General features: G+C 75.4%; 10 protein-coding genes. 4 read left to right on the plus strand and 6 right to left on the minus strand.

Going from position 1 to position 12,921, the window contains the following annotated elements; genetic code table 11:
- Positions 1-39 precede the first annotated feature (39 nt).
- The gene (locus ACFU74_RS18090) at positions 40-459 is read right to left on the minus strand and encodes a roadblock/LC7 domain-containing protein (RefSeq protein WP_350542745.1); all 420 of its coding nucleotides are present in this window, start codon (positions 457-459) and stop codon (positions 40-42) included.
- Positions 456-3,440: a nitrate- and nitrite sensing domain-containing protein gene (locus ACFU74_RS18095; RefSeq protein WP_380757690.1), complete on the minus strand. Its 2,985-nt coding sequence runs from the start codon at positions 3,438-3,440 to the stop codon at positions 456-458. Before ACFU74_RS18095 ends, ACFU74_RS18090 begins: the two co-directional genes overlap by 4 nt.
- Positions 3,441-4,022: 582 nt before the next feature.
- Between ACFU74_RS18095 and ACFU74_RS18100 the strand changes: the two genes are divergently transcribed.
- The 4 genes from ACFU74_RS18100 (at position 4,023) to ACFU74_RS18115 (ending at position 9,569) form a co-directional block, all read left to right on the plus strand.
- Positions 4,023-5,867: an AMP-dependent synthetase/ligase gene (locus tag ACFU74_RS18100; protein WP_380757692.1), complete on the plus strand. Its 1,845-nt coding sequence runs from the start codon at positions 4,023-4,025 to the stop codon at positions 5,865-5,867.
- Positions 5,868-6,072: 205 nt separating this feature from the next.
- A complete protein-coding gene (locus tag ACFU74_RS18105) occupies positions 6,073-7,233 on the plus strand; it encodes a polysaccharide deacetylase family protein (protein ID WP_380757694.1) in 1,161 nt (386 codons plus the stop codon).
- A gap of 298 nt (positions 7,234-7,531) precedes the next feature.
- Complete coding sequence (locus ACFU74_RS18110) at positions 7,532-8,401, plus strand: protein phosphatase 2C domain-containing protein (RefSeq protein ID WP_380757696.1); 870 nt, start codon at positions 7,532-7,534, stop codon at positions 8,399-8,401.
- A 223-nt stretch (positions 8,402-8,624) separates the two neighbouring features.
- Positions 8,625-9,569 carry a nitroreductase/quinone reductase family protein gene (locus tag ACFU74_RS18115; RefSeq protein ID WP_380757698.1) on the plus strand — a complete coding sequence of 315 codons (945 nt, stop codon included), beginning with the start codon at positions 8,625-8,627 and terminating at the stop codon, positions 9,567-9,569.
- 86 nt (positions 9,570-9,655) lie between these two features.
- Here ACFU74_RS18115 and ACFU74_RS18120 read toward each other — a convergent pair whose 3' ends face one another.
- The 4 genes from ACFU74_RS18120 to ACFU74_RS18135 form a co-directional block, all read right to left on the minus strand.
- Positions 9,656-10,456: an SGNH/GDSL hydrolase family protein gene (locus ACFU74_RS18120; protein ID WP_380757700.1), complete on the minus strand. Its 801-nt coding sequence runs from the start codon at positions 10,454-10,456 to the stop codon at positions 9,656-9,658.
- Between the two features lie 277 nt (positions 10,457-10,733).
- Positions 10,734-11,129, minus strand: a complete 396-nt coding sequence (locus tag ACFU74_RS18125) for a glyoxalase (protein WP_380757702.1) — start codon at positions 11,127-11,129, stop codon at positions 10,734-10,736.
- Positions 11,126-11,818 (minus strand): hypothetical protein, encoded by a 693-nt coding sequence (locus tag ACFU74_RS18130; RefSeq protein WP_380757704.1) that lies wholly within the window; start codon positions 11,816-11,818, stop codon positions 11,126-11,128. The genes ACFU74_RS18125 and ACFU74_RS18130 overlap by 4 nt, the downstream gene beginning before the upstream one ends.
- A 215-nt stretch (positions 11,819-12,033) precedes the next feature.
- Positions 12,034-12,921, minus strand: an 888-nt coding sequence (locus tag ACFU74_RS18135) for a hypothetical protein (RefSeq protein WP_380757707.1), incomplete at its 5' end; no start/stop codon positions are given.

Here is a 12,921-nt window from a genome sequence, read left to right on the forward strand (position 1 = left end):
GGGGCACCGATGTCGGCTCCTCGTCCGCCATCGGACCGCTCATCTCCCGGGCGGGGCCACGTCGGCGCGCGGTTCGGCGGCCAGGTGCTCGCCGACCCGCTTGACCAGCAGGGCCATCTCGTAGGCGATCTGGCCGATGTCGGCCTCGGCCTCGCTCAGCACCGCCAGGCAGCTGCCGTCGCCGGCCGCGGTGATGAACAGGAAGGCCTCGTCCAGCTCGACCATGGTCTGGCGCACGCCGCCGACCTTGAAGTGCCCGCCGGCGCCCTTCGCCAGGCTGTGGAAGCCTGCGGCGACGGCGGCCAGGTGCTCGGCGTCCTCCCGGTCGAGGTCGCGGGAGGCGCCGGTGGCCAGGCCGTCGCTGGAGAGGATCACCGCGTGCCGCAGCGCGGCGACGCGTCCCACCAGGTCGTCCAGGAGCCAGTTGAGGTCCCCGGGCGACTGCGTCGAAGTGGTCATGAATCTGTTCCTTCCGCTGGAGCGGGTGGTGCGGGTGTTGCGGGTGGTGCCTGTCGTACCGGTCGTGCCTGTCGTGCCGGTGGAGCGGGTCGAACGGGCCTGACGGGTCGTGCGGGTGGTGCGGTGCCTTCGGACGGCCCGTCGGACAACGGACCGGCGGGTGCGCCCGGTTCCGCAGTGGCGCGCGGAGCGCGGACGAGCCTGGTCGGCGGCGGGACGGGCGCGCGGCGGGCCAACGGCGCCGGCTCGCCTCCGGCGGGGCCGGGCAGCGCCGCCGGGGCGGGCGCCGGACTGATCGCGCGGCGTCCCGGGTCCGGCGGCTGCCAGCCGGGCGCGGTCCCCGGCGCGGAGGCCGACGACGCCGGCGACGACGGCCGGGGGGCTGGCGGGACGCCGGTGGCGCCCCGGCCTCGGGTGAAGCCGCGCTGGAACGAGGCGAAGGTGGCCCGGGCCTCCTCGGGCGAACGCTCGCGCGCCGCCTCGCCGCCGCCGGCGGGGCGCTCGCCCGCCGGGGCGGCGGCGGTTACGGCTTCCGCCGCCCGCTCGCGCAACTGCGGGGCGAGACTCGCCTGCCGGACGCGACGCGGCAGCCCGCCCGGCGAGACCCCGCCACCCGGGGCACCGGTGCCCGGGGCGTCGTCACGCGGCGGGGCGGTGTCCTCGGGGACGGCGGGCACCGTGTCCGCCACGGCCGCCGCACCCTGGACCTCCGCACGCCGGTGCCGGCCGGTGCCGGGCCCGGCGGGCTCACCGGCCGGTGCCGGGACGAGCACCGGCCCGCCGTTGCCGCGCGACCGGCGCGGCAGACCGCCCGGCGTGCGTGCTGGTTCGGGCGCCGAAGGACGCGGCCCGCCGCTGATCCGGTGCCGCCCTCCCGCGCCGTCCGAGCCGTCCGAGCCGTTCGCCCCGCCGGCCCCGTTCACGGCCTTCACCGCACCCGGACCGCCGGCGCCCGCCGCCCGGTCCGCGCCGAGCGAGGGCACCGCGACGAGGTCGCGCCGACCCGCCGCCGCACGCCGTCCCCCGGCCGCACCCGCACCCGCCCCCGAGCCGGCGCCCGCCGCCAGCGGCTCCGGCAGCCCGTCCGGCGCCTCCGCCAGCAGCTCGCGCGGTATCAGCACCACCGCCGTGGTCCCCCCGTACGGCGAGGGCCGCAGGTGCACCCGGATGCCGTGCCGCCGGGCCAGCCGGCTGACCACGAAGAGGCCGAGCCGGTCGGTGTCGGCGAGGTCGAACTCCTGCTCGACCGCGAGGCGTTCGTTGATCCCGGCGAGTGCCTGCTCGCTCAGCCCGAGCCCCCGGTCGTCGATCTCCAGCGCGAAGCCGTGCGCGACCACCTCGCCCTGGACGGTGACCTGGGTGGCCGGCGGGGAGTACACCGCCGCGTTCTCGACCAGCTCGGCGACCAGGTGGGTGACGTCCGCGACCGCGCTGCCGAGCAGGCCGGTGCCGGGGAACGGCCGGACGATCACCCGGGCGTAGTCCTCGACCTCGCCGACCGCCGCGCGGACCACGTCCACCATCCGCACCGGCTTGCGCCAGGCCCGGCCGGGCGAGCCGCCGGCCAGGATGATCAGGCCCTCGGCGTGCCGGCGCATACGGGTGGTGAGGTGGTCGACCTTGAAGAGGTCCTCCAGCTCCGCCGGGTCCTCGGTGCGCCGCTCCATGGTGTCGAGCAGGGTCAGCTGGCGGTGCAGCAGCACCTGGCTGCGCCGGGCCAGGTTGACGAAGACCGCGGAGACGCCGCGCCGCAGCTCGGCCTGTTCGACGGCGGCCTCGACGGCGGCCCGCTGCACGGCGTTGATCGCCTGTCCGACCTGGCCGATCTCGGCCGGGCCGAACTCCAGCTCGGGGGCCTCGGCGGCGACGTCCACCGCCTCGCCCTTGCGCAGCCGCAGCATCACCGAGGGCAGGCGGGTGCCGGCCAGCTCGTTGGCGGCGTTGCGCAGGCCGATCAGGTCGCGCACCAGGCCGCGGCCGATCCGGTAGGAGATCAGGACCGAGAGCACCACGGCGACCAGGCCGATCACACCGGCGATGCCGCCGCGCCAGAGCAGTCCGATCGCGTACGAGTGGTCGCGCTCGTCGATGGTGCCGGCCAGCCGGGCGTTGATCGCGGCGAGGTCGCCGAGCGCCTGGTCGGCGGTCTGCCGCCAGTCGTCGCCGTTGATCGCCTGGACCACCCGCTCGGGGCCGCCCGCGCCGACGAAGTCCGCCTCGGCCCGGGCGAGCGAGGCCCAGGCCTCTCCGCCGCGCAGGGCGATGTAGTCGGCCTGGTCGACCGGGTCCAGCTCGGCGATGTAGACGGTGAACAGGGCCTGCTGGTTGTGCAGGGCGTCGAGCGCGACCTGGTACTGCTCGGCGGTCGGGCGGGCGGTCGCGGTGCTCAGGCCCTCCATCGCCGCGTCCTCCTGGGAGAGGTACTCGCGGGCGCGCACCAGCTCGGTCAGGATGGTGCCCTGCCGCGGGAGCTGGCCGCTCTGGCGGGCGACGAAGGCCGACCGGAAGCCGAAGGTGGGCTCGACCAGGTCGGTGTACTGGGCGAGCGCGAACTCCCAGTTGAGCGCGGCGCGGCCGACCTGCGCGCGCAGCGGGGGGAGCTGGTCGGCGGCGGCGAGGATCTGCAGCAGGCGGCCGCGCTGGGCCTCGTCCAGCCGTCCGCTCCCGGTGTCCTTCTTCTGCCGCAGCACGGCGAGGTCCCGGTCGGTGACGGCCTGGGCCTGTGCGAGGGCGTCGCGGGCGGCGCGCGAGGCCGGGTCGGCCAGCCGCTCGACGGCGGCCCGGCGCTCGTTCTGCAGGTCGTGCGCGTACTGGTCGACCGGGGCGCCGAACTCCTTGTACGTCCTGCTGAGGTCCAGCCGGCTCCAGACGTCCCCGGCGGTGGTGAGCGTCGCGTACGCCCAGAGGGCGGCGAGGGCGACGATGGGCACCAGGAGCAGCGCGATGATCTTCGCGCGGATCGAGCTGCTGCGCAGACGCATGGAGTCCTCGGTCGGGAAGTGCCAGGCGCGGACGGGGTGCGGGCGGCGGGTCGGCGGGGGCGGTGGGGGCGTGGATCGGCGCGGACGGAAGGCGTGCTGGTACGGACCAGGTGCCGGTCCGGGGGTGGTTTCGCAGGCCGGGCCGGGAGCCCCGGCCGCAGGTCTGCGAGACTCTACTACGCCCTGACCACTCGTTCGAGGGTCGAACCCGGCCTCTCTTCACCCCGGGCCGGATCGTGTCCGGATCGGCACCAAGATCACCGGTTTGGCACTACTGCCACATCGCCGTCACACCGCCACCCCTCCGTCGCCACACCGCGTCCGGGCCACCGCCGAGCCGTCTCCGGGCCACGTCCGGAGCACCCGGGCGAACGCCGTCCGGCGGCACCACGGCAGTACGGCGAAGGCTCGGCGACGGCTCGGCGACGACGCCACGGCGGCACGACGACGGCGGCGGACGACCGTTCCACGGCACTTTCCGCACGGACCGGTGCCGATCTCGTCGCGTCCTGGTCACAACCCTGGGCAGTCGGCACGCCATCCGATAGTTTCGCTCCACCTGGAGGACGGATCGGGGGGATCGTGCGCGAGTTCACCACCCCCGCCCCGGCCGGGCCGCCGGCCACCGGCGGGCTGGCCGACTCGCTCTACGACACCGCCGAACGCTCCCCCGGCCTGGTCCAGTTGGCCCGCCGCGCCGAGGGCGCCCGGGGCACCGCCGCCGACGGCTGGCAGGACGTCACCGCGGCCGGCTTCCGCGACGAGGTGCTCGCCCTCGCCAAGGGCCTGCTCACCCGCGGCGTCCGCTACGGCGACCGGGTCGCGCTGATGTCCCGCACCCGCTACGAGTGGACGCTGTTCGACTACGCGCTCTGGTCGATCGGCGCGGTCCCCGTCCCCGTCTACCCCACCGCCGCGCCCGAGCAGGTCCGCTGGATCCTCGCCGAGACCCAGGCGGTGGCCTGCCTGGTCGAGGACGAGGACCACGCGATGACCGTCGGCGCGGTCTGCGACGCGCTCCCCGACCTGACCGGCATCTGGCAGCTGGACCGGGGCTGCGTCGCCGCGATCGTCGAGGACGGGCGCGGGGTCCCCGACACGCTGGTCCACCGCCAGCGGCTCGGCGTCACCGCCGACACCGTCGCCACCGTCGTCTACACCTCCGGCACCACCGGCCGACCCAAGGGCTGCCTGCTCACCCACGGCGCCCTGGCCACCGCCTCCGACGCGCTGATCGCCTGCTGGCAGGAGGCGCTGCACGACACCGGCGGCCACCAGCCCTCCACCGTGCTGTTCCTGCCGCTGGCGCACGTCTACGGGCGGATGGTGCAGATCTCCGCGGTGCGCGGCGGCTTCCGGCTCGGCCACCTCTCCGAGATGTCCACCGACGCCCTGCTGGCCGCGTTCGCCGCGCTGCGCCCCACCTTCCTGCTCGTCGTGCCGTACGTGCTCGACAAGGTGTTCCAGCAGGCCCGGCGCACCGCCGAGGAGGCCGGGCGGGCCGAACTGTTCGAACAGGCCCGGCAGGTGGCCGTCGACTGGGCCGGCTGCCGGGAGCAGCGCGCCCTCGGGCACGGCCACGGGCCCGGCGCCGGCTTACGGCTGCGCCACCTCGCCTACGAGCGGACGGTGTACCAGCGGCTGCGCGCCGTCTTCGGCGGCCGGCTGCGGACGCTGATGTGCGGCGGTTCGGCGCTGGACCGCGAACTCGGCCTGTTCTTCACCGGGATCGGCTTCCAGCTGTACGAGGGCTACGGGCTGACCGAGACCTCGGCCGCGATCGCCGGCAACCCGCCCGGGCGCTCCAAGATCGGCACGGTCGGACGGCCGGTGCCCGGTGCCACCGTGGCGATCGCCGACGACGGCGAGGTGTGGGTACGCGGCCCCGGCGTCTTCGGCGGCTACCTCAACCATCCGCGCTGCACGGCCGAGTCGCTGTTCGAGGGCTGGTTCGGGACCGGCGACCTCGGCCGGCTGGACGAGGACGGCTATCTGACCATCACCGGCCGCAAGAAGGACCTCATCGTCACCAGCAGCGGCAAGAACCTCGCGCCCGGCGCGCTGGAACTGCGGGTCGAGACGCATCCGCTGGTCTCGCAGTGCCTGGTGGTGGGCGACGACCGCCCCTACGTGGGTGCGCTGATCACCCTCGACCCGGCGGCGCTGGCGCACTGGCTGAAGCAGCGCGGGCGCGGGCAGTCGGACCCGTGGGCGGTGCTCACCGACGAGGATCTGCACGCCGAGATCCAGCGCGCCGTCGCGGCCGCCAACACCGCCGTCTCGCGCGCCGAGTCGATCCGCGCCTTCCGGCTGCTGCCCAGCGAGTTCGGGGTGGAGCAGGGGCTGCTGACGCCTTCGCTGAAGCTGCGTCGGGCGGCGATCACCGACTACTACGCGGCGGACATCGAGGAACTCTACGCACCCTGACGGACCGTCTCACCCCGTGTGCGGTACGACCGGTGCCCCCCGTCGCGTTCGCCACTCCTTGACGATCGGAGTGGTCCAGTCCATTGTTTTGGTCCGGTCAGAGTGCGGCACGCCGACGGCTCCCGCCCCCTCCGGGAGCACCCCCACATCCCGTTCTCCGCGCGCCCGCCCCAACGGTCGCGTGTCCCCACGCAGGAGTCCCCACGTGTCCATCTCCTCGCGCATGCCCGCACGCCTGTCGGCACTCGCCGCCACCGCCGCACTGCTGGTGGCCGGCCTCGCCGGGCCCGCCGCGGCCTCGGCGAACGAGAGCGCCGCCCCGGCCGGGGCCGCCGCAGCCACCGTCAACCTGGCCACCAACCCGGGGTTCGAGATCCCCGCCTCCTCGCTCGCCGACTGGGGCAGCGTCCCCGGCTGGCACTGCTACGGCGGACCCGCCGAGGCCTCCGTCACCACCGCCGCCCCGCACTCGGGTGCCTCCGCCCTGGCCGTCACCCCGGCGGGCGACGAGTCCACCGGCAAGTGCGCCCAGACCGTCTCGGTCCAGCCCGGCGCCACCTACACCGCCTCCGCCTGGGTCCGCGGGAAGTTCGTCTTCCTCGGCGCCACCGACGGCACCGACCGCCCGACCGCCCCCGCCTGGACCGAGGACACCCACGGCGACTGGCAGAAGCTCACCACCCGCTTCACCGCCGGCCCCACCGCCACCACCGTGCGCCTGTCCGTCCACGGCTGGTACCAGCAGGGCCCGTTCGCGGTCGACGACGTCCGGGTGGACGGCCCCGCGCCCGCCCCGGCGACCGCCGCCGCCTCGGTGCCGACCAGCGACAAGGTGGTCTTCTTCACCATCGACGACGGCTGGCAGACCAGCCCGGAGGCGGAGCGCTTCATCACCGACCACCAGCTGCCCATCACCGCCTTCCCGCTGCCGATGGCCGCCGCCGCCGACCCCGGCTACTTCCAGCGGGTCACCTCCACGCCCGGCTCCTCCGTGCAGAACCACAGCGTCTCCCACCCGGACCTCACCAAGCTCTCGCCCGCCGAGCAGCAGGTGGAGATCTGCGACGCCCGGGACTCGCTCACGCGCCGGTTCGGCACCGCGCCGACCGTGTTCCGCCCGCCGTACTTCGCCTGGAACGCCGACACCCTGCAGGCCGCCGCCAACTGCGGCATGCGCACCGTGCTCACCGCCGACGCGGACTTCAGCTGGGGTGCCTCCAACATCTGGCACGAGGGCACCCTGTCGCCCGGGGACGTCGTGCTGATGCACTGGAGCGACACCCTGGCCGGCGACCTCCAGCGCGCCCTGGCCGCCGCCGAGGTCGCCGGGCTCAAGCCCGCCGGGCTCACCTCCTACCTGCGCTGACCGGCGCCGACCCGCGCTGACCCGCGCCGCCCGTCACGCACCTCCGCCCACCAGCCCACACCACCACACACCGCCGCGCACCGCCGGACGCCCATCGGGCACCGGCGGTGCGCCGGTGCCGCGTCCGGTTTCCGCGCCCGTTCCGCGCCTTGTCCGTGGCCGGTACGAGATCCTCCGCCGCCAGACTCGTCCCCATGGGGAGAGCAGGGGAAGGGACCTTCCGCCGGGCGCGGTGCGCCCGCCGGGTGACGCGGGGCGCCGTCGACCGCGACCGCGACCGCGACCGCGACCGCGCCGGATGCTGACCGCCCTGCGCGCCTCGGTCGCGTCACAGGCCCGCCCCGGCGCGCGCAACGAGGACTTCGTCCTGGCCGCCGCCGACGTGGTGGTCCTGCTGGACGGCGCGGGCCTGCCCGCCGTCCTGGACAGCGGGTGCGTCCACGGAGTGCCGTGGTTCGTGCGGACACTCGGCACCGCGCTGCACCGCCTTGCCGCCGACCGGCACACCGGCCTGCGCGAGTGCCTGGCCGCGGCGATCCGCCTGACCGCGCGGGCGCACGCGGACAGCTGCGACCTGGGCAGCACGCTCACCCCTTCGGCCACGGTCGCCGTCGCCAGGGCCGGCGCCGAGCGGCTGGAGTGGCTGGTCCTCGCGGACTGCACACTGGTGCTGCGGCTGGACGCGGGCGACGTCCGTACCGGCAACGCCCCGACAGGCAGCATCCGTACGGTCTCGGACCACCGCGTCTCGCACGTCACCACCGCCCAGCGCGCGGCCCTCGCCGCCGAGGTGGACCGGCTCGGGCCGGCCGAACGGGCCGCCGCGTTCGCGCGTGCCCAGCGCCGGGTGATGAACACCGCCGGCGGCTACTGGGTGGCGGCCGCCGACCCGGCCGCCGCCGAGGAGGCCTACACCGGATCGGTGCCCCTCGACCGGCTGCGGGCCGCGGCGCTGCTCACCGACGGGGCCGCCCGTCCGGTCGACGACTTCGGCGTCCACAGCTGGCCCGAACTGCTGGACCGGCTCGAAGCCCACGGCCCCCGCCACCTCATCGCCCGCACCCGGGAGCTGGAGCGCTCCGACCCCGACTGCCGCCGCTGGCCCCGCAGCAAGTGCCACGACGACGCGACGGCCGTCCTGCTGCTGCCGCGCACGGCGCCCGGCTGACCGCTCGTTGACAGGGGACGGGCGGGGTGTTCTGATGGGGCGCGTGCAGCGTGGCGCCGGCCAAAGAGACTTGGGCCGGCCGGCGACCGGGCCGGCACCCGAGTTCGAGGGACGACGCGTGATGAGTATCTGCTCCGCTCCCCTTTTCTGACCCCTTCCGCGCGGCCACGGCCGAGGCGGTGGCCGCTCTTCCGTGTTCGGAGATCCGCACAGACGCATGCCCATGTCTTCTTCATCGTTCAACTCAAGCGATTCAACCCATTCGACCGGTTCGGCTGGTTCGACCGGTTCAGTCGATTCGTTCAACCAGGCCGTCGTCAAGGAGTTCCGCGCCAACGGCGGGAAGGTCGGCGGGCCCTTCGAGGGCGGGGACCTGCTGCTGTTGACCACCTTCGGCGCCCGGACCGGCCGGGAGCACACGGTGCCGCTCGGCTTCGTGCGGGCCGAGGGGCTGCTGCTGGTCGTCGCCTCGGCGGCCGGGGCGGCCGAGGACCCGCAGTGGTACCGCAACCTGCTCGCCCGCCCGATGGTGGGGGTGGAACTCGGCGAGGAGGTGTTCGACGCGATCGCCGTCCCCGCCGAAGGAGCACGGCGCGACCGGCTCTTCGAGGCGGTCGTCCGGGCCGCGCCCGGGTACGGGGACTACCAGCGGCACACCGAGCGGGTGCTGCCCGTGGTGGTGCTGGAGCAGACCGGGGACGCCCCGCCCCGCGAGATCACCAGCCTGGCGGACAAGCTCCTGGAGGTGCACGACTGGCTGCGTGCCCAACTGCGGCACCTCCGGGCCGAGAGCGAGGCGCACTTCGCCGGCGGGGGCGGGCCCGTTCCCGCGCTCGGGCTGCAGATCCGCCAGCACTGCCTGGCGTTCTGCCAGGGGCTGACCGTGCACCACACCGGCGAGGACCGGGGCGTCTTCCCGGCACTCGCCCGAAGCCACCCCCGGCTGCGGGGCGTGCTGGATCGGCTGGCCGAGGAGCACCTGGCGCTGTCCGGCCTGAAGGACGGGCTGGCCGCGCTGGTGGCCGGGATCGGCACGGCCGAGCCGGGGGCGTTCCGGGCCGAGCTGGAGCGGATGACGGCCGGGCTGGAGGCCCATCTCGCCCATGAGGAGCGGGAGCTGCTGCCCGCCCTCGCCGGGATCCCGTTCCCGCCGGCACCGCAGCATTGAGCGGACGGGCCCGCCGGTCCCTCCCCCTGTGAGGGGCCGGCGGGCCCGGGCCTGTCGGGGCCCGGAGCGGGCCTGGGCGGGTCCGCTCAGACCTGGGCGGAGAAGACCGGGAGGTAGCCGCCCGAGTGGCCGGCGGCCTTGGGGTGGTAGCTCTCGTCGACGGGCAGGGTGGTGCTGTTCAGCCAGGTGGTGCTGGAACCGCAGATCTCGTGCTCGCGGAAGATCGAGCGGACGTCGCCGAAGGCGAAGCCCGCGTTGGCGGCGCGCTTGGCGAGGACCTCGTCGAGCACGTCGGCGGCGCTGTTGATGGCGGCCCGCTTGGTGTCGCCGATGCCGAGGATGCAGCTGCCGCCGACCTTGTACATGTGCGGGTAGCCGAGGACCACGACGCGGGCGTTCGGCGCCTTGGCGCGGATCGCCGAGTAGACCCTGTCCAGCTGGCCGGGCAGCGTGCTGTTGGCGTAGTTCTTCGCGGTGGCGACGGCGTTCAGGCAGGCGCTCTCGGAGTCCAGGACGCACGTCTGCATCGTGCTCGCGAAGCCCGCGTCGTTGCCGCCGATGCTGATGCTGACCAGCGTGGTGGTGGAACTCAGCGCGGAGATCTGACTGTTGAGCACGTCTCCGGTTCTGGCGCCGGAACAGGCGACGAACTTGAAGGACGTCGGCGCGTGCGCGTTCTTCCACAGGTAGGCGTAGGCGTTGGTGCTGCGCTTGCAGCTCCCGCTCTCGGCGGTGTAGCTGCCGGCGCCGACGCCGGAGGAGTACGAGTCGCCCAGTGCGACGTAGTTGACACCGGCGGCGTGGGCCGAACCGGCAGTGGCGAGGGTGGTGAGGGAGAGGAGGGCCGCGGTGACGGCGACGGACACGACTCGGGCAGGGCGGGGCATGGGACCTCCTGGTGGTGACCTGCGTCACGGAATTTGATACCAGGCGGTAGCTAGCGTGTGAAGTTGTCATGCCAAGTCAATTGACGAAAAGTCTGACAACGGCGCGATGAACGCGCCCCTTCTCACTACGGGCGACGGGGTGAGCGCCGGTGGTCACCGGATGGGGCGTCACCCGGACGGGTCGTCACCCGAACGGATCGCCACCCGGGCGGGGGGAGGCAGGAGGAGGGGGCGGGGCAAGACGGGGCGGGTCGGGGCAGAGCGGGGGCGGGGCAGGTCAGCCGGGCTCGCCGTCGTGGACGACGATCTCCAGCTCGAAGCCCTGGCGGTCGACCAGGTGGACCGCTTCCCCGGTGTCCACCCGGACGACCCAGCCGGCGGCGAGGGCGGCGTCCACCGCCGCCCGACCGCCGTGCACGGCGAGGTGGTTGAGGCCGGCCCGCAGACGCTGGTGACCGCCCGGCAGCAGCGCCGGCGACTGCTCGACCACCAGGTAGGCGTCACCGAGGCGCCAGCTGCGGCCGCTCGGCCAGTGCTGGAACGGCTCGCACCCGAGCGCGAGCAGCACCGGGCCCCACTGCTCCACGGCGACGGCCAGGTCGTCCGTCCACAGCTCGACGTGGTGGAACAGGCCCCGGGGGCCGACCGGGCCTGCCGGGCCGGCCGCGCTCACCGGTCGCCGGAGGGGTCGGCCGCGTGACCGGGCCGGCCCGCCGGGCGCGCGGGCCGGCCCGTCGGGTCGGCCTCGACGGCGGTCGGGGCCTCGGGGAAGACCTCGCAGCCGTCGGCCGGCAGTTCCTCGATCGTCTCGTTGGCCGCCTCGGGCACGCCGAGCCACCGGACGGCGGTCGTCACCGCCGCCCGGGCCTGGCGCAGTCCGGGCGCGCCCCAGCCGAGCAGCTCGACGGCGAGGCCCGGCGCCACCAGCAGCCGCCGGTAGTGCCGGCCCGACGCCGGGTCGGGCGCGCTCGGGCCGACCGCCCGCAGCGCGGCGGCCATCCGGACCCGGGCGCACTCGTTCCCGCCGTTGGCCGACCCCACCCGGTCGTAGAGGTAGCCGAGGTAGTACGCCGTGCCGATCATGGCCTGCGCCTCCTCGCCCGCCTCCCGGGCCAGCGCGGAGCCGGGATCGCCGGCGTCCTCCGGCTCCAGCGAGCCGCCGGGCAGCGAGACGATGCCGTCCTTGGGGTTGACCAGCGTCAGCACCCGGCCGTCGGGGGCGAACAGCCACCCCCAGGACTGCTTGACCACGAGCCCGGGAGGCACCCGCTCACCCGGTCGCCACGGCCACCCCGCGGTGGGACGCCGCCGCACCCGGCCGAGCAGCTCGGCGATCTCCGCGCTGTACTCGATCCGGCTCATGCGTCCCCCTTTCGGTGTCGGGCTCGCCGGACCGACGGTGCGCGGGGACGTTCGCGGTGCGCGGTTCGGGGCCGATCGGGCGGGAGCGGCGGCGTGGGGCACCGGCCGTTCCCACTGTTGATCTTCCCCGAAATCTTCCCCGAACAGGCGGTCGATGAACAGTCCCCAGCGCCGCTTGGTGGACACCGCGGCCCGAAGACCCCGGTCGGCCCCGGTCAGTCCAGGGGCCCACCCCCGTCCTCCGGGGCGGGCGGCGCGGGGAGCGCGAAGCCCGGCAGCGGGACGGCGGCCGGCGGGAACGGCAGGCCGCGGCCCACGTCGTCGGCCAGCTCGTCGAGCACCTCGCGGCCGGTCATCGGCCGCAGCCGCCCTCCGTGCAGCGCCCAGCCCCGCACCGACTGCCCGCCGGGCGCCGCCGGATCGCCGTGCAGCACCATCGCCCCGGCGCCGCCGGCGGCCAGCCCCGCCGCTAGCGTCATGCAGAACGCCTCCCCGTCGCGTCCGCCCGTGGCGCACCGGCCCCGCTCCACCAGGAGGTCGGCCGCCGAGGTCAGCTCCTCGCCGTGCTCGGGACCGTGGCAGCGCAGGGTCAGCAGGTGGAAGCCGTCGCCCGCGCCCGCGGCGACCGCCGACCACACCTCGATCGCGTGCCGCAGCGCCGCCACCAGCCGCCGCTCGCCCGGCGGCCCCTCGCCGGCCGCCTCCAGCAGCGCCGCCGTCGCGATGGAGATCCGCACCCTGGCCCGGTGGTCGTCGGCCAGCTCCGGCAGCAGCACGGCCAGCCGCTGCCCGGCGTAGACGAACGGCTCCCCGCCCAGCTCGGGATCGGCCGCGTACGCCACCCGCGCCGCCGCGTCCCCGGGGTCGAACCCGAGCGCCGCGCAGTACTCCTCGTAGTCCGCCGGGTCCAGCGCCCGCAGGTGGACCTCGATGCCGTGCCCGCCCAGCGCCCGGAGCTGGACCGCCACCCGCCGCAGGTAGGTGCGGAACGACAGCCCGCCGAACAGCCCGTGCCGCGCGAGGTCGGCGAAGTCGGCGGCGCGGACCGCCACCGCGAGCGCCACCGGCTGCGGCGGCGGCGCCCCGCGCGGCCGGCCCCGCCG

This window comes from Kitasatospora sp. NPDC057500 (assembly GCF_042802195.1).
In the GTDB taxonomy this organism is placed as follows: Bacteria; Actinomycetota; Actinomycetes; order Streptomycetales; family Streptomycetaceae; genus Kitasatospora.

Bases quoted from the DNA above. Each gene is read 5' to 3' on its own strand.
- ACFU74_RS18090 (WP_350542745.1), bottom strand. From the start codon at position 459: ATGACCACTTCGACGCAGTCGCCCGGGGACCTCAACTGGCTCCTGGAC.
- ACFU74_RS18120 (WP_380757700.1), bottom strand. From the start codon at position 10,456: ATGCCCCGCCCTGCCCGAGTCGTGTCCGTCGCCGTCACCGCGGCCCTC.
- ACFU74_RS18130 (WP_380757704.1), bottom strand. From the start codon at position 11,818: ATGAGCCGGATCGAGTACAGCGCGGAGATCGCCGAGCTGCTCGGCCGG.
- ACFU74_RS18110 (WP_380757696.1), top strand. From the start codon at position 7,532: ATGCTGACCGCCCTGCGCGCCTCGGTCGCGTCACAGGCCCGCCCCGGC.
- ACFU74_RS18115 (WP_380757698.1), top strand. From the start codon at position 8,625: ATGTCTTCTTCATCGTTCAACTCAAGCGATTCAACCCATTCGACCGGT.
- ACFU74_RS18095 (WP_380757690.1), bottom strand. From the start codon at position 3,440: ATGCGTCTGCGCAGCAGCTCGATCCGCGCGAAGATCATCGCGCTGCTC.